Origin of the sequence: Bacillus mycoides (assembly GCF_000832605.1) — a bacterium.
In the GTDB taxonomy this organism is placed as follows: Bacteria; Bacillota; Bacilli; order Bacillales; family Bacillaceae_G; genus Bacillus_A; species Bacillus_A mycoides.
Map to the genome: position 1 here is coordinate 2,012,508 of NZ_CP009692.1, position 25,141 is coordinate 2,037,648.

The following is a 25,141-nucleotide window of genomic DNA, read 5'->3' on the forward strand; positions in this document are numbered from 1 at the left end:
AAGGTAACGGTTTGAAATACTTAGGGTATGTTGTACCCTTTTTTCAAAAGTCCTCTCGCGCACGCTGAGAGGACTTTTTTTATACCATTACTCTCACGCAAGAAAAAAAGCTTGGAGGTGTAGAGCATGCAAGAGAAAGCTGTCGTTTTAGATGACCAAATGATTCGCCGCGCTTTAACACGAATTAGTCATGAAATCGTGGAACGAAATAAAGGTGTCGATAATTGTGTTCTTGTCGGAATAAAAACACGTGGAATTTTTATTGCACAACGTTTGGCAGAACGAATTGGTCAAATTGAAGGAAAAGAGATGGAAGTAGGAGAGTTAGATATTACGTTATATCGTGATGATTTAACACTACAATCGAAACATAAAGAACCACTTGTAAAAGGTTCTGATATTCCTGTAGATATTACGAAGAAAAAAGTTATCCTTGTGGATGATGTGTTATATACAGGTAGAACAGTTCGAGCAGCAATGGATGCTCTTATGGATTTAGGTAGACCATCACAAATCCAATTGGCTGTTCTTGTTGATAGAGGTCATCGTGAATTACCAATTCGCGCTGATTATGTAGGAAAGAACATTCCAACATCTAGTGAAGAGCGTATCGAAGTTGATTTGCAAGAGACAGATCAACAAGATCGAGTAAGCATATACGATAAGTAAAGCCCTTTTAAATGTAGTCCTGTGAGGCTGCCAAAGGGTCTTGGCTTTCATATGTCAAATTTGGCATACGAAAGTGTAGGACTCTTTGTGCACAGGCACAAAGAGTTTTTTTATTGCAAAAATTAAAACTGAAGGAGGATGTAACAATGGAGAAAAAGCCAGTGTTAGATATTCATGAAGTACCGAAACCGGGAAAATGGTTATTATTAAGTATACAACATTTGTTCGCGATGTTTGGATCAACAGTGCTTGTTCCGTTTTTAACAGGACTGAATCCATCAGTAGCTTTAATATCAAGTGGATTAGGAACGCTAGCGTTTCTTCTAATAACGAAAGGTCAAGTACCAGCATATTTAGGATCATCATTCGCCTTTATTGCACCAATTATTACAGCGAAAACAGCAGGTGGACCTGGAGCAGCGATGCTTGGAGGAATGCTTGCGGGACTTGTTTACATCTTAATCTCACTCGGAATTAAGAAATCTGGGTCAGAATGGATTATGAAATTACTTCCGCCAATCGTAGTTGGGCCAGTCGTAATGGTAATCGGTTTATCTTTAGCACATACAGCAGTGAACATGGCGATGAACGGTGCGGATGGTAAGTATAGCATTACACACTTTTCAGTAGCATTAGTAACATTAGCAATTACAATCATTTGCTCCATATTCGGGAGAGGATTTTTCAGTATCATACCAGTGCTACTTGGAATCATCGGCGGGTATATATTCGCTTACTTCCAAGGGCTAGTAGATTTAAAGCCAGTAGCTGAGGCAAAATGGTTTGTCATACCAGACTTCACAGTACCGTTTGTAATATATACTCCGGAGTTTTCATGGAAAATTGTACTCTTAATGGTGCCAGTTGCACTTGTAACAATTTCAGAACATATCGGACATCAAATTGTACTTGGAAATGTTATTAAAAGAGATTTAATTGAAAAACCAGGTTTACATCGTTCAATCTTCGGTGATGGGATAGCAACATTGATCGCATCACTAATAGGAGGACCACCGAATACAACGTACGGTGAAAACATCGGTGTGCTAGCAATTACGAGAGCATACAGTGTATACTTATTCATCGGTTCAGCAGTGTTCGCAATCATGTTTGGATTTATCGGGAAGATTTCAGCACTGATTCATTCGATTCCAACACCAGTTATGGGTGGTGTATCAATCTTACTCTTCGGTGTAATCGCATCAAGTGGTTTACGTATGATGGTAGACGATAAAACAGACTTAGGTGACAAACGAAACTTAATGATTGCATCAGTTATACTAGTAATCGGTATTGGCGGAGCGGTACTGCACGTAGGTGAATCGTTCCAAGTAGAAGGAATGGCGTTAGCAGCAATTGTAGGTGTACTATTAAATCTACTACTACCAGAGACAAAACAAACAAATAAAACAAAACAATCTAAGCAGATTGCTTCATAAAAATAACCTTTTAATTCAGTCCTGTGAGATAGAAAAGGGTGGCTACTTTAACGCACCCTAGTCTCAAAGACTAGGGTATTTTTATACAGTTATTGTTATATAAATTCAATGGTGTTATCATAAAAAACAGAAAGATGAGGGATGACGATGAGCCATTTGTTAACGATGAGTGAATTATCGGAACAAGAAATTTCAGAAATCCTAAAAGACGCAGAAGATTTCGCGAATGGAAAAGAGAGAAAAACGACAGAGCAAACATTTGTTGCGAACTTGTTCTTTGAGAATAGTACGAGGACGAGATTTAGCTTTGAAGTTGCTGAGAAGAGATTAGGACTTGAAGTATTAGACTTTTCCGCAGATGCATCTAGCGTACAAAAAGGAGAAACTTTATACGATACGATAAGAACACTAGAATCAATCGGAACAAAAGCGGTAGTCATCCGCCATGAGCAAGATCGTTACTTCGATGAATTAAAAGATCAGGTGAATATCCCAATCTTGAACGCTGGAGATGGATGTGGAAATCATCCAACGCAATGTCTACTCGATCTTCTAACAATTAAACAAGAGTTTGGAAGATTTGAAGGTTTGAAGATTGCAATAGTTGGGGATGTTCGTCATAGCCGAGTAGCACGTTCTAATGCAGAAGCATTAACGAAACTGGGCGCGACAATTTACTTTGCAAGCCCAGAAGAGTGGAAAGATGAAGAGAACACATTTGGAACGTACAAGAGTTTAGATGAACTTGTTCCAGAAGTGGATGTGATGATGTTACTTCGTGTACAACATGAGCGTCATGACCATTATGAAACAGACATTATGAAAGAGTATCACGAGCAACATGGGTTAACAGTTGAAAGAGAAAAACGTATGAAAGAAGGAAGCATTATTATGCATCCAGCCCCTGTAAACCGTGATGTTGAAATTGCGAGTGAACTTGTCGAGTGTGAACGCTCACGCATATTCAAGCAAATGGAAAACGGGGTCTACGTAAGAATGGCTGTACTAAAACGCGCATTACCAAATGTATTAGGAGGAATGAAACATGAATTATTTGTTTAAAAATGGTCGTTATATGAATGCAGAAGGAACAATCGTAGCAACAGATCTTCTCGTACAAGACGGTAAAATTGCGAAGGTAGCAGAAAATATTACGGCAGATAATGCTGAAGTAATCGATGTAAATGGAAAGTTAATCGCACCTGGATTAGTAGATGTACACGTTCATCTTCGTGAACCAGGTGGTGAACATAAAGAAACAATTGAAACAGGAACACTTGCAGCAGCAAAAGGTGGATTTACTACAATTTGCGCAATGCCAAACACACGCCCAGTACCAGATTGTAAAGAACATATGGAAGACCTGCAAAAGCGTATTAAAGAAAAAGCACATGTAAATGTATTACCATATGGAGCAATTACAGTACGTCAAGCAGGTTCTGAAATGACCGATTTTGAAACGTTAAAAGAACTTGGAGCGTTTGCTTTCACTGATGATGGCGTAGGCGTGCAAGATGCAAGCATGATGTTAGCTGCAATGAAGCGTGCATCGAAATTAAATATGGCAGTTGTTGCACACTGTGAAGAGAACACACTTATTAATAAAGGATGTGTACATGAAGGGAAGTTTTCTGAGAAACACGGATTAAACGGTATCCCATCAGTATGTGAATCCGTACATATTGCTCGGGACATCTTACTTGCGGAAGCTGCAAATTGTCACTACCACGTATGTCATGTAAGTACAAAAGGATCTGTACGTGTAATCCGTGACGCGAAACGTGCTGGAATTAAGGTGACAGCAGAAGTAACACCGCATCACTTAGTATTATGTGAAGATGATATCCCATCGGCTGATCCTAACTTTAAAATGAATCCACCGCTTCGAGGAAAAGAAGATCATGCAGCGTTAATTGAAGGACTATTAGATGGAACAATTGATATGATCGCAACTGACCATGCACCGCATACTGCAGAAGAGAAAGCGCAAGGGATTGAAAGAGCACCGTTCGGAATTACTGGTTTTGAAACAGCATTCCCGCTTTTATATACGAACCTTGTGAAAAAAGGAATCATTACATTAGAGCAACTGATTCAATTCTTAACAGAAAAACCAGCTGACACATTCGGTTTAGAAGCAGGGCGCCTAACAGAAGGTAGAACAGCTGATATTACAATTATCGATTTAGAACAAGAAGAAGAAATTGATCCAACAACATTCTTATCAAAAGGAAAAAACACACCATTCGCAGGTTGGAAATGCCAAGGTTGGCCGGTTATGACAATCGTTGGTGGTAAGATCGCATGGCAAAAGGAGAGTGCATTAGTATGAAAAGACAACTTATCTTAGAAGATGGAACAGTATTAATTGGAAAAGGTTTCGGAGGAGAAATAGAAAAGTCAGGTGAGGTTGTATTTACAACTGGGATGACTGGATATCAAGAAACTTTATCTGATCCATCATACTGCGGTCAAATCGTAACATTTACGTATCCATTAATCGGAAACTACGGCATTAACCGTGATGATTTTGAATCAATTCACCCATCTGTAAATGGTTTAATCGTAAACGAAATTTGTGATCACCCATCAAACTTCCGTAATGAAATTTCGCTAAATGATTACTTGAAAGAAAGAAATATCCCAGGATTAGCAGGAATTGATACGAGAAAATTAACAAGAAAAATTCGTCAATATGGAACTTTACGCGGACGTCTTTGCAATATGGATGTGGATGTAGAGGACATCGTTAGCCAATTGAAAGCAACTGTCTTTACAGATCATGTGAAACGCGTATCAACAAAAGATCCATATCCAAGTCCAGGCCGTGGACACCGAGTTGTACTTGTAGACTTCGGAATGAAACATGGTATTTTACGAGAATTAAATAAGCGTGATTGTGATGTAATTGTTGTACCTTACAATACAACAGCAGAAGAAATTCTACGCCTTAGCCCAGATGGAATTATGTTAAGTAATGGACCTGGGGACCCAAAAGATGTACCAGAAGCAATTGAAATGTTAAAAGAAATTATTGGTAAAGTTCCTTTATTCGGAATTTGCCTAGGACATCAATTGTTCGCCCTGGCATCTGGTGCGAATACAAGTAAGTTAAAATTCGGTCACCGTGGTTTAAATCATCCAGTAAAAAATCTTGCAACTGGAAAAGTAGCAATTACATCTCAAAACCATGGTTACGCAGTAGAAGAAGAATCAGTTGGAAATACAGAACTGGAAATTACACATGTTGCTTTAAATGATGGAACAGTAGAAGGTCTTCGTCATACGAAGTTCCCAGCATTTACAGTGCAATACCATCCAGAAGCTTCTGCAGGACCAGAAGATGCAAATGATTTATTCGAAGATTTCTTAGCAATGATTGAAAACTTCAAGAAAGAGGGGGAAGAGTTATGCCAAAACGCCTAGACATTAACACAATTTTAGTAATCGGATCAGGACCAATTGTAATTGGGCAAGCAGCAGAGTTTGATTACTCTGGTACACAAGCTTGTCAATCTCTTAGAGAAGAAGGTTACAAAGTAATCCTTGTTAACTCTAACCCAGCAACAATTATGACAGATACTGCAACAGCAGATAAAGTATATATAGAACCATTAACATTAGAATTCGTAAGCCGTATCATTCGTAAAGAACGTCCAGATGCACTCCTACCAACATTAGGTGGTCAAACAGGCCTAAACATGGCTGTTGAACTTGCGAAATCAGGCATACTTGAAGAGTGCGGAGTTGAAATTTTAGGAACAAAATTATCAGCAATCGAGCAAGCCGAGGATCGTGATTTATTCCGTACATTAATGCAGGAATTAAATGAACCAATTCCATCTAGCACGATTATTCATACGCTGGAAGAAGCACATGAATTTGTAAAAGAAATTGGTTATCCAGTTATTGTTCGCCCAGCATTTACAATGGGGGGAACAGGTGGCGGAATCTGTAATAATGAAGAAGAACTAATTGAAATCGTATCAGGTGGATTAAAACATAGTCCAGTAACACAATGTTTATTAGAAAAGAGTATTGCCGGTTGTAAGGAAATTGAATATGAAGTAATGCGTGATTCGAATGATAACGCGATTGTAGTATGTAACATGGAAAATATCGATCCGGTTGGGGTTCACACAGGTGATTCTATCGTTGTAGCACCGAGCCAAACATTAAGTGACCGTGAGTATCAAATGTTACGAAACACTTCATTAAGAATTATTCGTGCATTAGGAATTGAAGGTGGATGTAACGTTCAGCTTGCACTTGATCCACATAGCTTCCAATACTATGTAATCGAAGTAAACCCGCGTGTGAGTCGTTCGTCTGCACTAGCATCTAAAGCAACTGGATATCCAATTGCGAAGCTAGCGGCGAAAATTGCAGTCGGTTTAACATTAGATGAAATTATAAATCCAGTAACACAAAAAACATATGCTTGCTTCGAGCCAGCATTAGACTATGTTGTTTCAAAAATTCCACGTTGGCCATTTGATAAGTTTGAATCAGCAAACAGAACACTTGGTACACAAATGAAGGCAACTGGTGAAGTTATGTCAATCGGACGTAACTTAGAACAATCATTATTAAAAGCGATTCGTTCTTTAGAGCTTGGCGTTTATCACCTAGAGTTAGACCACTTAAAAGAGCTTGATAAAGAAACGATGAAAAAGCGTATTATAAAAGCTGATGACGAGCGTCTGTTCGTTGTAGCAGAAGCAATCCGTCAAGGTGTAACGAAAGAAGAAATCAACGAATGGTGTGAAATGGACTTCTTCTTCTTACAAAAAATTGAAAATATCGTAAACATGGAACGCGAAGTAAAAGCGAATGTAGGAAATATGGAAGTGTTACAATCTGCTAAAGAAATGGGCTTCAGTGACCATTACATCGCCAATGCTTGGAACAAAACAGAGCGTGAAATTTACGATATGCGTAAAGAAAGCAATATGACTCCTGTTTATAAGATGGTAGATACTTGTGCGGCAGAGTTTGAATCTGCAACACCATACTACTACAGCACATATGGTGACGAGAATGAATCGATTGTAACAGATCGTAAGAGTGTAGTTGTACTAGGATCTGGTCCAATCCGTATTGGTCAAGGTGTTGAGTTTGATTATGCAACAGTGCACTCTGTATGGGCAATAAAAGAAGCTGGATATGAGGCAATCATTGTTAATAACAACCCAGAAACAGTTTCAACAGACTTCAGTATTTCTGACAAATTATACTTTGAACCATTAACAATCGAAGATGTAATGCACATTATCGATTTAGAAAAGCCAGAAGGTGTTATCGTCCAATTCGGTGGACAAACGGCAATTAACTTAGCGGCTAAATTAGAAGCACACGGTGTAAAAATCTTAGGAACATCACTTGAAGATTTAGACCGTGCAGAAGATCGTGATAAGTTTGAAGCAGCTTTAACAAAGCTTGGTATCCCGCAACCAGTTGGTAAAACAGCAACGACTGTAGAGCAAGCAGTAGCGATCGCTGACAAAATTGGTTACCCAGTATTAGTAAGACCATCTTACGTACTAGGTGGACGTGCGATGGAAATCGTATATCGTCAAGAAGAATTACTGCACTACATGAAAAATGCGGTTAAAGTTCACGCAGATCACCCAGTATTAATCGACCGTTATATGGTTGGTAAAGAAATTGAAGTAGATGCAATTTCAGACGGTGAGAATGTATTCATTCCAGGTATTATGGAACATATCGAACGCGCTGGAGTTCACTCTGGGGATTCAATTGGAGTATATCCACCACAGAGCTTATCTGAAAAACTAAAAGAACAAATTATTGAACATACAATTGGGCTTGGAAAAGGTTTAAACATTGTTGGATTACTAAACATTCAGTTTGTAGTATTCAAAGATGAAGTGTATGTAATTGAAGTAAATCCACGTGCGAGCCGTACAGTACCATTCTTAAGTAAAATTACAGGCGTACCGATGGCAAATATCGCAACGAAAGTTATTTTAGGTCAAAACCTTGTAGAACAAGGATATGGAACTGGCTATCACCCAGAAGAGAAGGAAGTGTATGTAAAAGCACCGGTATTCTCATTTGCGAAACTACGCTCAGTTGATACAACATTAGGGCCTGAAATGAAATCAACAGGGGAAGTAATGGGTAAAGATTTAACGCTTGAAAAAGCATTATATAAAGGACTTGTTGCTTCAGGAATTAACATTCCAACGCACGGATCAGTAATCATCACTGTAGCGGATAAAGATAAAGAAGAAGCGCTGGAAATTGCAAAACGCTTCCATGAAATCGGCTATAACTTATTAGCAACAGCAGGAACAGCACAATCGCTAACAGAACAAAACATTCCGGTGCAAGTTGTAAACAAAATTGATTCTGAAGACTACAACTTACTTGATATTATCCGTCAAGGGAAAGCGCAGTTTGTAATCAATACATTAACAAAAGGAAAACAACCAGCGCGTGATGGTTTCCGCATTCGCCGTGAATCAGTAGAAAATGGTGTGGCTTGCTTAACATCACTTGATACAACGAGAGCAATCTTGAGAGTATTAGAATCTATGACATTCTCAGCTCATTCAATGAAAGAAATTACGCAAACGAAGCGTCACGAGGTGGTACATGCATGATGCAAAAGCAAAATATGATCGTCGTTAACCAAAAAGAAATCGCAAAAAACATTTACGAATTAGTGCTTCAAGGGGATTTAGTGCAGCAAATGAACGATCCAGGGCAGTTTGTACACATTAAGGTAGCAGAGGGCATTACGCCTCTTCTGCGCCGCCCAATTAGTATTTGTAATGTCGATCAAGACAAGAACGAATTTACAATGCTATATCGTGCGGAAGGACAAGGGACAAAAACATTAGCGAAAAGAAAACAAGGTGAACTTGTAGATGTGTTAGGACCACTTGGTCATGGATTTCCTGTAGAAGAAGCGGAATCTGGACAAACGGCTCTATTAGTTGGTGGGGGAATTGGTGTACCACCACTATATGAATTGTCACAGCGTCTTGTAGCAAAAGGAGTACGCGTTATTCACATCTTAGGTTTCCAAACGAAAGATGTTGTCTTCTATGAAGAGAAATTCGCAGAACTTGGTGATACGTATGTTGCAACAGTTGATGGTACACATGGTACAAAAGGGTTTGTAACAGATGTAATCGATAGCTATGGAATTGACTTTGACATTCTCTACTCATGTGGACCTTTAGCGATGCTTCGTGCATTAGAAGGACGCTATAAGGAGAGAAAAGCCTACATTTCATTAGAAGAACGTATGGGCTGTGGTATCGGAGCATGTTTCGCATGTGTATGCCATTTGCAAGCAGATCCGAGTGGGCATTCTTACAAGAAGGTGTGTAGCGACGGACCAGTATTTCCAATCGGGGAGGTTGTACTATGAACAGATTGCAAGTTGAATTACCAGGGTTATCATTAAAAAATCCAATCATCCCAGCATCTGGTTGCTTCGGATTTGGTCGTGAGTATGCACAGTTCTATGATTTAAGTGTACTTGGATCAATTATGATTAAAGCGACAACAGAACAACCTCGTTATGGAAACCCAACGCCTCGTGTTGCTGAAACACCAGGCGGAATGCTAAATGCAATCGGGCTTCAAAATCCTGGATTAGAAAAGGTAATGAATTCTGAATTACCTTTTCTCGAGCAATTTGATCTTCCGATTATTGCAAACGTTGCGGGTTCACAAGCTGAGGATTACGTAGCGGTTGCGAAGGCGATTTCAAAGGCACCTAATGTTCATGCGCTAGAATTAAATATTTCTTGTCCAAACGTAAAAACGGGTGGTATCGCTTTTGGTACAAATCCTGAAATTGCTGCTGATTTAACGAAGCGAGTAAAAGAGGTTTCTGAAGTACCGGTATATGTGAAATTGTCACCGAACGTGGCAAACATTGTGGAAATTGCAAAAGCAATTGAAAATGCGGGTGCGGACGGTTTAACGATGATTAATACATTGCTTGGTATGCGTCTAGATTTAAAAACTGCAAAACCAATTTTAGCAAACCGTACGGGCGGACTATCAGGGCCTGCGATTAAGCCAGTAGCAATTCGTATGGTACATGAAGTAAGTCAAGCGGTTAACATTCCGATCATCGGAATGGGTGGTATTGAAACAGCGGAAGATGTAATTGAATTCTTCTATGCGGGCGCAAGCGCGGTCGCAGTTGGAACGGCGAACTTTATCGATCCGTTCGTATGTCCGACAATTATTGAAGAATTACCAGCATTACTAGATGAATTAGGATTTGATCATATTTCGGAATGTCAAGGAAGGAGCTGGAAGCAAACATGTCACAGTCGTTAATCGTTGCACTAGATTTTCCAGGGAAACAAGAGGTAGAACAATTCTTACACCACTTTGAAGGGGAAGAGTTATTTGTCAAAGTGGGTATGGAGTTATTTTACAAAGAGGGTCCTGCAATTATTACGTACTTAAAAGAAAAAGGACATAAGATTTTTCTAGATTTAAAACTTCATGATATTCCGAATACGGTAAAAAGCGCTATGCGTAGCCTAGCTAGTCTAGATGTAGATATGGTAAATGTTCATGCTGCTGGGGGAAGTAGTATGATGAAAGCTGCGATTGAGGGATTAGAGGAAGGTAAGCAAGAAGGAAAAGAGAGACCGATTTGTATTGCAGTTACACAACTAACAAGCACTTCGGAAGCTATGATGAAAAAAGAGATTGGTATTGAGAAAACGTTAGAAGAAGCGGTTGCTCATTATGCAAAATTAACGAAAGAAAGTGGACTTGATGGCGTTGTTTGTTCAACACTTGAAGTACCAAAATTACGTGAAGTATGCGGAAATGAATTTGTAACAGTAACACCGGGGATTCGTCTTGCAAGCGATGATGTAAATGACCAGGTGCGCGTAGCAACACCGAAACGTGCGAGGGAACTTGGCTCAAGCTACATCGTAGTTGGACGTAGTATTACAAAAGCAGAAAATCCGCTTGAAGCGTATAAAACAGTAAAACAACAGTGGGAAGGTGTAACAGTATGAAAAAAGAAATCGCATCGCATTTATTAGAAATTGGAGCAGTATTTTTACAACCGAATGATCCATTTACTTGGTCTTCTGGTATGAAATCACCAATTTATTGTGATAATCGTTTAACTTTATCTTATCCAAAAGTACGCCAAGCGATTGCAGCTGGATTAGAAGAGTTAATTAAAGAGCACTTCCCAACTGTAGAAGTTATTGCAGGAACAGCAACTGCTGGTATTGCGCACGCTGCATGGGTAAGCGATCGTATGGATTTACCAATGTGCTACGTACGTAGTAAAGCAAAAGGTCACGGTAAAGGGAACCAAATCGAAGGAAAAGCTGAAAAAGGTCAAAAAGTAGTAGTAGTAGAAGACTTAATTTCAACTGGCGGTAGTGCAATTACATGTGTAGAAGCACTTCGCGAAGCTGGCTGTGAAGTATTAGGAATCGTATCAATCTTCACGTACGAGCTTGAGTCAGGAAAAGAGAAACTAGAAGCAGCAAACGTAGCATCATATTCTTTAAGTGATTACAGTGCATTAACTGAAGTTGCAGCAGAAAAAGGTATGATCGGACAAGCTGAAACGAAAAAATTACAAGAGTGGCGTAAAAATCCAGCTGACGAAGCTTGGGTTACAGCGTAATACGAAAAAAGACGACTGCGGGGGGAAACGCGGTCGTTTTTTTTATATCATTGTTAAAAATTCATGTAAAGAACATATAGTAGGAACAGCGCACTTGAGTTGCGAGTTATCCCGATTTAACCATATCCCTTGCATTCCAGCTGCTGTACTACTAATTGCATCAGTTTCTAATCGATCGCCAATATAATAGCAGTCTTGCATTTCAAGATTCGATTGTAATACGGCTCTGTGAAATATTTCAGGGTCTGGTTTCGATATACCAATTTCACTAGAAGTAAAAATATATTTGAAATATTGTAGAATGTTTAGAGCTGTTAATTTTTCGATTTGTTGTTCATAGTCACCATTACTAATGATACCTAACGAGTATCCTCTTTGCTGCAAAGTTTGCAATGTATAGAGGACATCTTCAAACGTGGTCCAGTTCTTCTTATATAGTTCTATATATTGATTGAATCTGTGCTGAGATTCCTCGAGTGATAAGTTTACTTCATATACTTTAAATAAATGAGACATTCGCAACCTTTGTTGGTCTTGAAAAGATAATTCTTTGGATAAAAATTTATTGAAATATTGTTCGGATAATTCATGCCATAGTTTCGTAGCCTCTAATTCGTTTCCTGAGAAAATATCATTATACTTTTGGAAGAAATGTGAGATACCATTTTTCTCAGCAGTGTCGTAATCAAGTAAAGTTCCATCGATATCAAAGAAAATCATAGTAAAATCTCCTTACTAGTAACTACTTAGCGTTTTCTACAACTTCATATCCTCTCATAAACAAGAGAGTCATATAAGAAACAATAAATGAGAAGATGCTGTACATACCAATCCAAAAGAAAAACTTTGGGGTAAAGGCGAAAACACCTATTATTAAAAAACTAGCAAACGTTACAATCGGCATTACGTAATACGTTTTCGTTCTACGTGTTCCAATAACAGAAACGATAAAGATAAGTAATGGACAAATTAATAAGACGAAAATCAATTCATTCATAGTTATGTCCCCTTTTCTAATTGAAGTAATCTGTTGCTCGTAAACGTTTTGAAATAAATACTCTCCTAATATAACTTCGCTAACATATAAATAACCCCTTTTGAAAGTCAGTAATAAATGATGGATTTCACAATAAAAAACGTAAGCAAGAGAACACTTGCTTACGTTATAGAATAAACATCGCAACGATAGTGGTGACGATTAAGCCAATCACAACCGGTAAAAAGTTTCGGCGTGCAAGCTCAAACGGATCTACTTTGCATATCGCAGCGGCAGGAATAAGCGCCCAAGGAATTAAAGTCCCGCCCCCGGTCCAGATTGCTGCAATTTGCCCGAGTGCTGTTAATGTAGCTGTTCCATGCCCAAGTGCTGTTCCGAAAAGATTGGCAATCGAACCAGCAAGTGATATACCGGAAAAGCCAGATCCATCTAAGCCTGTTATGACACCAACAATAGTTAATGTTCCTGCCGATACATATTGGTTTAAAGGAACAGTTTGAGATAAGGCGATTCCTAAGTCGTTAATGATTCCATGTGAACCTTTCGGTAAATAGTCCCCGATAATTTTCACAAAGCCGCTATCTCCTAAATAAAAGAGTGCAGCAATTGGGATAACTGGACCAAAGATTTTAAATCCAAATTGGAGCCCTTCTATAAAATAATCGGTCGTTTTATTTAGTCCATTACCTTTGTAGGCGATGAGAGAAATGATGATAATCATAATAACAGTCGTCCCGCCGATAAGTGCAGTTGCGTCGCTTCCTTGTAGTTTAAATTGAATCATGCAAAGAATATCTATGGCATATACGATCGGAATACAAATAGCGAGCCATTTTTTTGTCTGAGGAGATAATGAAGTGAGCGTTTTAGAAGACTCAGTTGATGGAGTAGATTCTTGTATAGATAAGCCTATATGAAATTCTTTTCGTAAGAAGAAAAATGCAACGGAAGTTGTTACAATACCCATAACAATAACGAGGGGAACACTGGCTGAAACAACGCTGGAAACAGGAAGACCAGCAGCGTCTGCAGTTAATTTCGGTGCACCTTGAATTACGAAGTCACCAGATAAGGCGATGCCGTGTCCGAATAAGTTCATAGCAATGGCAACACCAATTGGCGGAAGGCCAACGCGTACAGCGACGGGTAATAAAATAGCCCCCATTAAGGCGACAGCTGGAGAAGGCCAAAAGAAGAAAGAAATTGTCATCATTAAAAGTCCGATAATCCAATAGGCGAGGGTAGGTGTACGAATCATTTTTGTAAATGGTGAAATCATCGTATCATTTATGCCGGTATGAACGAGTAGATTGCTCATTGATACGATAATGGAGATGATTAATATAGTTGGTAATAGCTCAGTAATGGCGTAAATGAAACTGTGAAAAATACCGCTAATAGCAAGAGGGATAGAGCTTGTAGCGGTTAATGCTAATAAAAAGATAAAAACGATACAAATAATCGTCGTATCTTTCCGGAGAATAAAAAAGGTAATAATAGTGAGTAAACAAAGAATATAGAGAGTATGCAACAGCGTTAATTCAACTCCCATAACATTCACATCCTTTAGGCATTCGTGTAGTTTATTGTATGAAAGCAGTGAAAGTATGTGAGTATAGGAAAAAGAAAAAGTGAAATTTCATGTACTGTAATGGTAAGAATAGTAAATGGATGTTACAATACAATTAATCCTAAAAATGGAATTTGAGGGGGCATATGCGCAAACAAATTGGATTTTGGGGATTCATCCTCTCTTGTAGTCTATTAATCATTTTAAATCTGTTCACAAACAATGAATGAATCAGTATCATACCTGTTTTCGGGTTTGTATTTGTACTTTTATATAACTGGGATGATATGAAACAATATAGCAAGAAAAGTATTGGAATTATGATAGGTATCATTGTTGTTAGTTCGTTTGTCGTAGGTTTTATTTTAATAGAAGGTCAGAAGCAAATGGAGAAAATGTCTATTTTTCAACAATGGTTGTCGTCTGCAAAAGCTCTTTATCTTGTAATTGTAGTTGTTATTTTGCTAAGAATTGTTATAAGTATAGCAAGTTACATATTAAAGAAGAAGTAGAATGGGGGAGTACGAATGAGAGAGAAAATAGGGTAACTAACTGTTACGATTTATTTAACCAATTATAACCAAAGTTAATTAAATATATCAGTAAGCCCTGCTAGTCAAGTGATTGGCTAGTAGTGAGGGTTAACTGCGGGCAATCCCTAAAGCTGATTGAACTACAACGTGGCTAGAAATAGCGAGCGTGAATGTCGCGAAAGCAGAAAAAATCAATCAGATCGTGCAAGGTTAAATCCTAAACATTAGAACAATGGGTCTTCCGCCTCGAATCATCTAAGTCAAAATGGATAAGATGAACGTTCAACGACTATCTCGTATAACTGACGAGAGTACATCACAAGCCTATGGTGGTGGAAAAATCCTCTATCTTTAAGTAGATAAACATATAGTCTGCGCTCATGTGAAAACATGAGAAGTTCATCAGAGAACTGGCTAAGGAATTGCGCCCTTAGTTGAACAAGATAAATTTTATTGAATCTATCAAACTTTATCGAAAATATCGAACGTACGTTCTGTGTTAGGTTCAATGAGGTGAGAATAATAATGAAATTTTCACGAGTTAGTCAAGTATCGGAATTAACAGGTTTGTATCCTAGTAGTCTTAGGAGAATGCTGATGGAACACGCTACTATTCAGAAGGATCAATCTTTCGTTATCTAAAAGGTGAGTGCTCGAATAATCGCACAGTAAAGGAGTAGGCTTCTGATGATATTGGCGAAGAAAGTTAGACTGATTCCAACGCCTGAACAAGAAAAAGTGCTTAGAAACCATGCTGGTGCTGCAAGATTCGCTTATAACTATTGTAAAAGAATGAGTGATAGATATTATAAGCTATTTGGAAAATCTGTTTCACAGTTAGCTTTACAGAAACGATTTACAAAGATCAAGAAGCGAAAGAGATATGAGTGGTTAAATGACATCAACGCACAAGTTCCCAAACAGGCTTCAAAAGATTTTGATACGGCGAGGAAACATTCGTTCAAAAAGTACAAAAATGGTTATCACACTTCTTATAAATCTAAAAAAGATTTAATCCAAGGATTTTATGCCAATTATGAAAGACTGATTATAGGAAAGAAAGTAGTTCATATTCAGTCCATTGGAGAAGTGAAAACAAGCCAACAACTACCAAGAAACAAAAAACCATCCAATCCAAGAGTTACATTTGATGGTCGTCACTGGTGGATTAGTGTAGGGTTCCAAGAAGATTTTGAATCTCAAGAACTAACCAATGAGTCGATTGGTGTGGATGTTGGTTTAAAAGAGCTGTTTGTAGCTTCTAATGGTACGAAAGAACGAAATATAAACAAAGATGCTAAGGTTAAAAAACTTTTGAAAAGGAAAAAGTCAGCGCAAAGAGATATGTCTAGGAGATTTAAAAAAGGTGTGAAAATTCAATCTGCCGGATATGAAAAAGCTAAAACTGAGCACCTGCGGTTATCTAGGAAAATTACGAATATCCGAAATAACCATATCCATCAAGCAACAGCTAAATTGGTGAAAACCAAACCAATGAGAATTGTTGTGGAAGACTTACCTATCTCAAACCTGTTAAAAAACAAAAAACTATCGAAAGCATTTTTATTTCAAAAATTAAACTTCTTCTTTCAATGTTTGTCATACAAGTGCGAGAAGTATGGCATTGAGTATGTAAAAGCTGATAAATGGTTCGCCTCAAGCAAGATTTGCTCATGTTGCGGAGTAAAATACGACCATTCAGTTCAACCAGAAGGACAGTGGAGTTTAAAAATACGTGAGTGGCGTTGTGTTGGGTGCAATAGCCATCATGATAGAGATTTAAATGCTTCGATAAATTTATCAAGATGGGTAAAATAAAAGCTTGATAATAGGAGGTAACGATACTGCCTCGTGTGGAGTGTTATACCCCTCGTCCCTTCGGGGTTGCGAGAACACGATGAAGCACTAACTTGTGTAAATTTGATTGAATTGCATAGATTTAGTTAAGTTTATCGTATCGGTATTATGGTGTGCTCGTTTGTTTACTATTATCAGTTATTTCAGGGCAATTTCTTAAAAGTGAATGGGTGCCAGTTATATTATGTATAGGAGTATTGATTTTTGCACCTATGTATCGCTGGAAGGAATGGAAAGCATATAGCCGAAAAAAGAAAATTGTTTTCAGCATCGAGTTTGTCATTATAATTAGCACAATTCCGTTTTTGTTATTGAAAGGAAATGAGATAATAGATGGAATTGTAATGTTTCAAGGGTGGTTATTTATTGCGAAATTGCTATATTTAATATGTATATTAATGTCGGTAGCGGTAATCGCTAAAAAAGTAAACGAAAAGCTATTCGCTAATGAATAAAAGAAAATGCCACCTTATTCGGTGGCATTTTTTTCTATGATTTTAACAAGGGATAACAATTAGTTCCCGATTTGATTTTGTAATAACTTCATATCCGTCTTTTGTAATGACGATATCATCTTCAATTCTACAACCGCCCCAGTTCGGTATGTAAATACCAGGTTCAACGGTAACAACCATACCTTCTTCTAAAGTAGCCTTACTTTCTTGGGATAGGCGAAGAGGTTCATGTATTTCTAACCCAAGACCATGACCGGTAGAGTGTCCAAAATATTGACCGTATCCATGTTCTGTAATGTAATCTCTCGTTATATCATCGATACTTTTCGCAGTTTCCCCAGGTTTAATTGCTTCCGTCCCACGTTTTAACGCTTCTCGTACAACATTGTATATCTTTTTGAATTCTTCTGATGGTTCCCCAATTGCTACAGTACGTGTTATATCGGAACAATATCCATCGTAAAGTGCACCGAAATCTAATGTAACGACGTCGCCTCGTTCGATTATTTTATTTGATGCAACTCCATGAGGAAGTGAAGAACGAACACCAGAAGCTACAATGATTTGAAATGAAGAGGATGTAGCCCCTTTTTTTCGCATGAAAAATTCTAACTCATCTCGTACATCATTTTCACTTATTCCTGGTTTTAGAAACGTAAGGATGTGGTGAAATGCTTCGTCAGCAATATTAGCTGCGATTTTCATTGTTTCTATTTCAGGCATGTCTTTAATAATACGAATATTTTCGATGATTTCGCACACTTGAACCATTTCCGCATGTACGTATTTTTGTAAGTTTTTATATTGTTGTAATGTCATGTTATTTTCTTCAATTCCAAGTTTTTGAATGTTTAATTTCGATACTTGATTTGCAACTTCTTTCTCTAAATTTCCTTTATGCATAACAATTTCAGCGTCTTTTATTTGTGATTTCGCTTGATCTACGTAGCGAAAATCAGTTATAAAAACCGCTTTATCCGCAGAGATTAAGACGACGCCAGCGCTGCCTGTAAAGCCTGTTGCATATTGGCGATTTTCTTTTTTTGTAATAAGTAATCCGTCAATTTCATATTTTTGTAGTTGATTTTGGATTTTATTAATTCTTAAAGTCATGTTAATTTCCCCCTTTTCACAGTATTGAATAAAGCAAATAGCGTGCCAAAATATATATTTGAGGAAAAAAGATAGTAGGAACTACATATGTTTTAGGGGAGATGAAAAATTAGCCCGCTATTTGTGAGAGGCGGTTTGTTCATAAAATCAAGATTACTTCAATAATCAGTGGGGGGATGAAAAAATATTGATTGGAGGTGCACTTTATATACATACTGTAAAAAAATTTATACAGATGTGAAATGACACTGTCAATTTTTTTGACAATATTGAAGGGAAGAAAGATGTTATGAATGAGTGAATGGATATATGAACTGAATTGAAACCATATAAAAAATGCGTCGCTTGCAAGCAACGCATTTTTTAATATTTACGCTTTTAATTTCATTACTGTATCAGCATCTGGTGTTACATATAATGTTTGTTGATTGTCATATGTAACAAATCCAAGTTTTGCACCGCTCGGTTTTTTGACATGGCGTACCTTTGTGAAATCTACAGGAACAGAACTAGAATCTTTTGCTTTACTGTAATAAGCAGCGATTTTAGCGGCCTCTTGTAAAGTCTCTTCCGTAGGTTCAAGAGAACGAATGACAACGTGGGACCCAGGTATGTCTTTCGTATGTAACCAAATTTCATCACGACGGGAGAATTTCGTTGTTAAGTAATCATTTTGCTTATTGTTTTTACCGACGAAAATTTCTGTGCCATCACTAGCTAAATATTTGTCCAATACTGGTTTTGTCGGTTTTTTCTTTGAGTTTTTCTTCTTACGATTACGTACATAACCTTCTTCGGTCAGTTCTTCACGAATCTCTTCAATATCTTTTGAAGAAGCAACCTCCATTTGTTGAAGTAAGCTATCGAAATAAAGAATTTCTTCATTTGTTTTTACGATTTGTTCTTCTACAATAGCAACTGAATTTTTCGCTTTTTGGTACTTTTGGAAATAGCGTTGTGCATTTTCAGATGGTGTTTTTAAAGGATTTAATGTGATTTTTACAGTCCCACCATTTTCGTCGTAATAGTTAACGACTTCTATCTCTTTATCACCTTTTTTCAAAGCGTACATATTGGCTGTAAGTAGCTCTCCAAATAGTTGATATTTATCTGCTTTTCCGGCATCTTGTAATGTTTTTTCTAGTTTAATTAGCTTCTTTTCATTTTTTGTTTTTTCATTTTGCATAAAGCGTTCTAAATCGTGAGCTTGTTGTTTTACACGATCGCGCTCTGCTTTACCAAAGAAGAAACGATCTAATAATTCACTAACAGATGAAAATGTTTTTTCGTTTCCTTGTAAGTGAGAAAGAGGGAATAGGTAAAAGAACTCTTTTCCATTTGCTGTTATCATTGCTGGCACGTACTGATGTGTTAGCAAAGGTTTTTGCAAGCTGAAGAAAGCTTCAGATAATGCTTTTTCATTTGCCATACCTGCTTTTTTTACAACTTCTTTTGCAAATAATGGGGAAATTCCCATGAATGCTCCGACAAGTTGTTTGTCCATGTTGCCAGATAAAAAGTCTAGCGGTTTAATAAAATCATCTTCTGTTTCGATAAGAAGCGGATTAACTTTATGTTGTGCCGGTGGGGCAACATATTCAGCTCCAGCATATACAGTACGATGTCGGTTTACCGCTAAAGAAACGTGTTTTAAGCTATCTAAAATAACATTTGTTTTCGTATCTACTAAGATAATATTACTGTGTCGTCCCATTATTTCGATTACTAATGTTTTTACTGATTCGTCACCGATTTCATTGCGACTGCGGACTGTAATTTGAATAATACGTTCTAAGTCAATTTGTTCAATTTTTTCAATAAATCCACCTTCTAAATGTTTGCGAAGAAGCATACAAAACATCGGCGGTAGCGCTGGTGAATTGTAGTTTTGATTTGTTAAGTGCATACGCGCATATGTAGGGTGAGATGAAAGAATTAGTTTTTGGTTTTTTCCGTTTGCTCGAATATGTAATAAAACTTCATATTTTGAGGGTTGATATATTTTTGAAATTCTTCCTGTTTGAAGAGAATTTGCAATTTCATGTGTAATTGCTCTTGTAAATAATCCATCGAATGCCATGAATGAACACTCCTTTCTAACTAAAAGTTAATTATAGCATTTTTTTGGACGAGGCTGAATAAGCTTTCATTAGAGTATGTCTGGAATCAGGAGGTCGATGGCAGGATGAACTGGTATGAAATGCGAGCACATGAAGTGGAGGAAAGAACGAATACGAATGTGGAGGTAGGTCTTACAGAGCAAGAAGCAGAGGGCCGATTAAAGAAATTTGGCACAAATGAATTGCAAGAAGCAAAGCGGCCTTCTGCGCTTATGGTGTTTTTAGCGCAATTTAAAGATTTTATGGTACTTGTTTTATTTGGTGCTACAATTATTTCAGCTTTTTTAGGAGAGTATATTGATTCGATTGCAATTGTTGCAATTGTTATTATTAATGGTGTCCTCGGTTTCTTCCAAGAGAGGAAAGCTGAAAAATCGTTGGAAGCTTTAAAAGAATTGGCAGCTCCTCAAGTTACTGTACTAAGAAATGGGAAGTGGATAAAAGCGCCGTCAAAAGCGCTTGTACTGGGTGATATTATTAAATTTTCTAGTGGTGACCGTATTGGCGCGGATGTTCGCCTTGTGGAATCTTCAAGTTTATATATTGAAGAATCGGCTCTTACAGGAGAGTCATTGCCTGTACAAAAGAAGGTAGATGCGTTACAAGGTCAAGATGTTTCAATTGGTGATCAAAAAAACATGGCATTTATGGGGACGATGATAACGAGAGGTGCTGGAACAGGGGTAGTCGTAGCAACTGGAATGAATACAGCTATGGGGCAAATTGCAAATATGTTGCAAAATGCTGAGCAAATGGAAACGCCATTACAAAGAAGATTAGAACAGCTTGGAAAAATTTTAATTATTGTTGCTCTTATTTTGACGGCTCTTGTTGTACTAGCTGGTGTATATCAAGGGAATGAAGTGTATCACATGTTTTTGGCTGGGGTTTCGCTTGCTGTTGCAGCTATTCCAGAAGGATTGCCAGCTATCGTTACGGTTGCGCTATCACTTGGTGTACAGCGTATGATTAAAAAGAGGGCAATTGTGCGAAAGTTGCCAGCTGTAGAAACGTTAGGCTGTGCTTCTGTTATTTGCTCAGATAAAACAGGAACAATGACACAAAATAAAATGATGGTAACACATATGTGGTCAGGCGGAGAATTGTGGAAAGTAACAGGTCAAGGCTATGAGCCAACAGGTTCGTTTATGAAAGGTAAAGAAGTAATTGACCCTACTAAGACGAGATCACTGTATCAACTACTTACATTTGGCTGTTTATGTAATAATGCGAATGTTATTCAAAAGAAAAAGACGTATGTGTTAGATGGAGATCCAACAGAGGGAGCTCTCGTTGCTGCTGCAATGAAGGCGGGAATATCACGTGAAGCTCTTAAAGGAAAGTTTGAAGTCATTCGTGAATTTCCTTTTGATTCAACTAGAAAAATGATGAGCGTTATCGTTCGTGATCGTGAAGGTAAAAAATTTGTTATTACAAAAGGAGCACCAGATGTTCTTTTGCAGATGAGTCAAACAATTTTGTGGGGAAATAAGCAGCAGCCTTTAAGTGAAATGTATCGAAAAGAAGTGCAGGCAGCGATTCATAGTTTAGGAAGTCAAGCTTTACGAACGATTGCGGTGGCATTTAAACCGTTAAAAGCTACAGATTCAATTGAACATGAAAGAGAAGTCGAGCAGGATTTTATGCTTGTTGGAATACAAGGAATGATAGATCCGCCAAGACTAGAAGTGGCGCAAGCGGTGAAAGAGTGTAAGGAAGCTGGTATTAGAACGGTAATGATTACGGGAGATCATAAAGTGACGGCAATGGCAATTGCGGAACAGCTAGGGGTTTTACCGGCGGGTGGACGCGTTGTTGAAGGTGTAGAACTTACGAATATGGATGTAGAGGCATTAGAAGATATTGTAGAAGATACGTATGTATTCGCTCGTGTGTCTCCTGAGCATAAATTGAAAATCGTTAAGGCGCTGCAAAATAAGGGACATATAGTAGCTATGACAGGTGATGGAGTGAACGATGCTCCAGCTATTAAAACAGCTGATATAGGGATTGCGATGGGAATTACAGGGACAGATGTTGCAAAAGAAGCTTCTTCACTTGTGTTGTTAGATGATAACTTTGCTACGATTAAATCGGCGATTAAAGAAGGTAGAAACATATATGAAAATATTCGGAAGTTTATTCGGTATTTGTTAGCATCTAACGTTGGTGAAATTTTAGTTATGTTATTTGCGATGTTACTTGCACTGCCATTGCCGATGGTTCCAATTCAAATTTTATGGGTGAACTTAGTTACTGACGGTTTACCAGCGATGGCATTAGGTTTGGATAAGGCTGAAGGAGATGTGATGAAGAGAACACCACGCCATCCGAAAGAAGGGGTGTTCGCTAGAGGGCTTGCGTGGAAAATTATAAGTCGTGGTTTTTTAATCGGAGCAGTGACATTAGTAGCGTTTATTATTGCATTTAACCAGCATCCGAATGAATTGAAGTATGCACAAACGGTAGCCTTCGCAACATTAGTACTGGCTCAGCTTATTCATGTATTTGATTGTCGTAGTGAACATTCTATATTTCACCGCAACCCGTTTGGAAATATATATTTAGTAGGGGCGGTTATTATTTCTTTACTGTTAATGCTTGTAGTTATATATTATCCACCATTACAGCCGATTTTTAGCACAATGCCGATACAAGCACGAGATTGGTTGTTAATTGGAGGATTATCATCTATTCCGACCTTCTTATTAGTAGGATCCTTATTAACAAGAAAAAAGGGGAAAAAGAAAAAGCAGCTGTTATATAAGAAGGGATTAAACTTGAAATAGTCAATTATATGAAAATATGATATAATTTACAGAAGGTAGTAGAGTCGCATCTCTATTGCCTTTTTCATTGAGTTATTTCATGGCTTGGATGTGATAAAGATGATTTGTAGTATGACAGGATTTGGAAGATCGAAGGTAGAAAACGATACTTTTCAAATAACAGTAGAAATGAAGTCGGTGAACCATCGTTTTTTAGAAATGAGTATTCGGCTTCCGAAGCAAATGATGGCGTTTGAAGACAAGATTCGTAAAATAATTGCAAAGCAAGTTCGCCGTGGACGTATTGAAGTGTCTATTAGTATAACAGGCGAAGGGCTTGTTGAAAGAAAACTAACTGTGAATTGGGAACTTCTCAAGCAGTACCAATCCATTATGGAAGATATAAAAGGGAAATTTCAATTACAAGATTCTATTACACTCGGGCAACTAATGGGAATGCCAGAAGTAACGGCAGTTGAAGAAATAGAAAATGTAAATGAACAATTTGAAACCGGTTTATATGAAGCTGTTCGTCAAGCTGCTCATATGTTGAAAACGATGAGAGATGGCGAAGGAGAACGATTACATAAAGATATAGCATATCGTTTGCAAGAGATTCATAATTGTGTAAATGCAATTATTCCACATGCACCAATTGTTACACAAAAATATCGTGAACGATTAGAAAATCGCTTAAAAGAATTACATAACCAAGATTTAGATGAACAACGATTGCTGACAGAAGTAGCAATATTTGCAGAGCGTTCAGATATTCACGAAGAATTAGTTCGATTACAAAGTCATTTAGATCAATTTCGTGAAGCACTGCAAATTACAGAGCCTGTTGGAAGGAAAATGGACTTCATCGTGCAAGAGATGCATAGGGAAGTTAATACGATAGGTTCTAAGGCAAATGACTTAACAATTTCAAAATATGTCGTAGAAATGAAAAATAACCTTGAAAAAATTCGTGAACAAGTACAAAATATTGAGTAGCTTTCAAAAAATATATAAAGTTATACGTGGTGGAGAAATCGGATAGACTTACTAGGAGGCGCAAACTATGGCCATGCGGTTTTTAAATATTGGATACGGAAATATTGTATCTGCTCATCGAATTATTGCTATTGTAAGTCCGGAGTCAGCTCCTATTAAACGGACAGTACAGGAAGCGCGTGAACATAATGCTTTGCTTGATGCTACGTATGGGAGAAAAACAAGGGCGGTTATTGTTATGGATGATGGGCATGTAGTATTAAGTCCAATTCAGCCAGAGACGATTGCACATCGTTTGAATAATAAAGAAGATTTAAGTGAGGAAGGGTAGGTTTTACATATTTATGAGAAGTAGAAGAGGATTGCTCATCGTTCTTTCGGGACCTTCTGGTGTCGGGAAAGGAACGGTTCGAAAAGAGCTGTTTAGCCATGAAGACACACGTTTTCAGTACTCTATTTCAGTAACGACACGTAAACCGCGTGAAGGTGAAGTAGATGGTGTGGATTATTTCTTTAAAGAGAGAGAAGAATTTGAAGAAATGATTCGTAATGAAAAGTTACTTGAATGGGCTGAGTTCGTTGGTAATTATTACGGAACACCGATTGATTATGTTGAAAAAACGTTACAAGAAGGAAAAGATGTGTTCTTAGAAATTGAAGTGCAAGGAGCAATTCAAGTTAAGAAAGCCTTCCCAGCAGGTGTATTTATTTTCTTAGCACCTCCAAGTTTATCTGAACTAAAGAACCGAATTGTCGGCCGTGGTACAGAAACTGAAGATGTTATTGAAAATCGTTTAACTGTAGCGAAAGAAGAAATCGAAATGATGGACGCTTATGACTATGTTGTAGAAAACGATCAAGTTGAATTAGCTTGCGACCGAATTAAAGCAATTGTGGTTGGTGAACATTGCCGCCGCGAAAGAGTGGCAAAATACTATAAAGAAATGACGGAGGGTCTATAAT

At 37.8% G+C, this 25,141-nt stretch carries 21 protein-coding genes and 1 pseudogene; 17 read left to right on the forward strand and 5 right to left on the reverse strand.

What is annotated here, in order from left to right; all coding sequences use genetic code 11:
- Nucleotides 1–126: 126 nt before the first annotated feature.
- The 10 genes from pyrR to pyrE all read left to right on the forward strand — a co-directional run bounded on the left by pyrR (nucleotide 127) and on the right by pyrE (nucleotide 11,769).
- On the forward strand, nucleotides 127–669 hold the full coding sequence (gene pyrR / locus BG05_RS12445) for a bifunctional pyrimidine operon transcriptional regulator/uracil phosphoribosyltransferase (RefSeq protein WP_001156489.1): 543 nt from the start codon (nucleotides 127–129) through the stop codon (nucleotides 667–669).
- Nucleotides 670–815: 146 nt separating this feature from the next.
- On the forward strand, nucleotides 816–2,108 hold the full coding sequence (gene uraA / locus BG05_RS12450) for a uracil permease (RefSeq protein WP_002185053.1): 1,293 nt from the start codon (nucleotides 816–818) through the stop codon (nucleotides 2,106–2,108).
- 147 nt (nucleotides 2,109–2,255) lie between these two features.
- A complete protein-coding gene (gene pyrB / locus BG05_RS12455; RefSeq protein WP_002128846.1) occupies nucleotides 2,256–3,170 on the forward strand; it encodes an aspartate carbamoyltransferase in 915 nt (304 codons plus the stop codon).
- Nucleotides 3,154–4,440, forward strand: coding sequence for a dihydroorotase (gene pyrC / locus BG05_RS12460; RefSeq protein WP_002088243.1), 1,287 nt, complete (start codon nucleotides 3,154–3,156; stop codon nucleotides 4,438–4,440). Before pyrB ends, pyrC begins: the two co-directional genes overlap by 17 nt.
- Nucleotides 4,437–5,534 (forward strand): carbamoyl phosphate synthase small subunit, encoded by a 1,098-nt coding sequence (locus BG05_RS12465; protein ID WP_002111416.1) that lies wholly within the window; start codon nucleotides 4,437–4,439, stop codon nucleotides 5,532–5,534. Before pyrC ends, BG05_RS12465 begins: the two co-directional genes overlap by 4 nt.
- A complete protein-coding gene (carB, locus tag BG05_RS12470) occupies nucleotides 5,519–8,737 on the forward strand; it encodes a carbamoyl-phosphate synthase large subunit (RefSeq protein WP_002128845.1) in 3,219 nt (1,072 codons plus the stop codon). Before BG05_RS12465 ends, carB begins: the two co-directional genes overlap by 16 nt.
- Nucleotides 8,734–9,513: a dihydroorotate oxidase B electron transfer subunit gene (pyrK, locus tag BG05_RS12475; protein WP_002088239.1), complete on the forward strand. Its 780-nt coding sequence runs from the start codon at nucleotides 8,734–8,736 to the stop codon at nucleotides 9,511–9,513. The genes carB and pyrK overlap by 4 nt, the downstream gene beginning before the upstream one ends.
- Entirely contained in the window at nucleotides 9,510–10,439 is a 930-nt protein-coding gene (pyrD, locus tag BG05_RS12480; protein ID WP_002088238.1) for a dihydroorotate oxidase B catalytic subunit, read from the forward strand. The genes pyrK and pyrD overlap by 4 nt, the downstream gene beginning before the upstream one ends.
- The gene (gene pyrF, locus BG05_RS12485) at nucleotides 10,424–11,140 is read left to right on the forward strand and encodes an orotidine-5'-phosphate decarboxylase (RefSeq protein ID WP_000083510.1); all 717 of its coding nucleotides are present in this window, start codon (nucleotides 10,424–10,426) and stop codon (nucleotides 11,138–11,140) included. The genes pyrD and pyrF overlap by 16 nt, the downstream gene beginning before the upstream one ends.
- The gene (gene pyrE, locus BG05_RS12490) at nucleotides 11,137–11,769 is read left to right on the forward strand and encodes an orotate phosphoribosyltransferase (protein WP_000711455.1); all 633 of its coding nucleotides are present in this window, start codon (nucleotides 11,137–11,139) and stop codon (nucleotides 11,767–11,769) included. The genes pyrF and pyrE overlap by 4 nt, the downstream gene beginning before the upstream one ends.
- A gap of 42 nt (nucleotides 11,770–11,811) precedes the next feature.
- Here pyrE and BG05_RS12495 read toward each other — a convergent pair whose 3' ends face one another.
- The 3 genes from BG05_RS12495 to BG05_RS12505 form a co-directional block, all read right to left on the reverse strand.
- Nucleotides 11,812–12,489, reverse strand: a complete 678-nt coding sequence (locus BG05_RS12495; RefSeq protein ID WP_002014703.1) for an HAD family hydrolase — start codon at nucleotides 12,487–12,489, stop codon at nucleotides 11,812–11,814.
- A 22-nt stretch (nucleotides 12,490–12,511) separates the two neighbouring features.
- Nucleotides 12,512–12,766, reverse strand: a complete 255-nt coding sequence (locus BG05_RS12500) for a YbeF family protein (protein WP_003190940.1) — start codon at nucleotides 12,764–12,766, stop codon at nucleotides 12,512–12,514.
- 166 nt (nucleotides 12,767–12,932) lie between these two features.
- A complete protein-coding gene (locus BG05_RS12505; protein WP_002014700.1) occupies nucleotides 12,933–14,318 on the reverse strand; it encodes a hypothetical protein in 1,386 nt (461 codons plus the stop codon).
- A gap of 164 nt (nucleotides 14,319–14,482) precedes the next feature.
- Here BG05_RS12505 and BG05_RS12510 point away from each other — a divergent pair.
- The 3 genes and pseudogenes from BG05_RS12510 to BG05_RS12520 all read left to right on the forward strand — a co-directional run bounded on the left by BG05_RS12510 (nucleotide 14,483) and on the right by BG05_RS12520 (nucleotide 17,181).
- Nucleotides 14,483–14,848: pseudogene (locus BG05_RS12510) on the forward strand (YoqO family protein).
- Between the two features lie 708 nt (nucleotides 14,849–15,556).
- A complete protein-coding gene (locus BG05_RS12515; protein ID WP_002128841.1) occupies nucleotides 15,557–16,687 on the forward strand; it encodes an RNA-guided endonuclease InsQ/TnpB family protein in 1,131 nt (376 codons plus the stop codon).
- Nucleotides 16,688–16,839: 152 nt separating this feature from the next.
- Entirely contained in the window at nucleotides 16,840–17,181 is a 342-nt protein-coding gene (locus tag BG05_RS12520; protein WP_002014486.1) for a YoqO family protein, read from the forward strand.
- 42 nt (nucleotides 17,182–17,223) lie between these two features.
- Here BG05_RS12520 and BG05_RS12525 read toward each other — a convergent pair whose 3' ends face one another.
- Nucleotides 17,224–18,294: a M24 family metallopeptidase gene (locus BG05_RS12525; protein ID WP_002128840.1), complete on the reverse strand. Its 1,071-nt coding sequence runs from the start codon at nucleotides 18,292–18,294 to the stop codon at nucleotides 17,224–17,226.
- A gap of 370 nt (nucleotides 18,295–18,664) precedes the next feature.
- Nucleotides 18,665–20,374, reverse strand: a complete 1,710-nt coding sequence (locus tag BG05_RS12530) for an Rqc2 family fibronectin-binding protein (protein WP_002128838.1) — start codon at nucleotides 20,372–20,374, stop codon at nucleotides 18,665–18,667.
- Between the two features lie 105 nt (nucleotides 20,375–20,479).
- Between BG05_RS12530 and BG05_RS12535 the strand changes: the two genes are divergently transcribed.
- The 4 genes from BG05_RS12535 to gmk all read left to right on the forward strand — a co-directional run bounded on the left by BG05_RS12535 (nucleotide 20,480) and on the right by gmk (nucleotide 25,140).
- Nucleotides 20,480–23,203, forward strand: a complete 2,724-nt coding sequence (locus BG05_RS12535) for a calcium-translocating P-type ATPase, SERCA-type (RefSeq protein WP_002185055.1) — start codon at nucleotides 20,480–20,482, stop codon at nucleotides 23,201–23,203.
- Nucleotides 23,204–23,302: 99 nt separating this feature from the next.
- A complete protein-coding gene (locus BG05_RS12540; protein ID WP_002088227.1) occupies nucleotides 23,303–24,178 on the forward strand; it encodes a YicC/YloC family endoribonuclease in 876 nt (291 codons plus the stop codon).
- 67 nt (nucleotides 24,179–24,245) lie between these two features.
- Nucleotides 24,246–24,509, forward strand: coding sequence for an extracellular matrix/biofilm regulator RemA (gene remA, locus BG05_RS12545; protein WP_001251456.1), 264 nt, complete (start codon nucleotides 24,246–24,248; stop codon nucleotides 24,507–24,509).
- A gap of 13 nt (nucleotides 24,510–24,522) precedes the next feature.
- Nucleotides 24,523–25,140 carry a guanylate kinase gene (gmk, locus tag BG05_RS12550; protein ID WP_002014492.1) on the forward strand — a complete coding sequence of 206 codons (618 nt, stop codon included), beginning with the start codon at nucleotides 24,523–24,525 and terminating at the stop codon, nucleotides 25,138–25,140.
- Nucleotide 25,141: the final 1 nt, after the last annotated feature.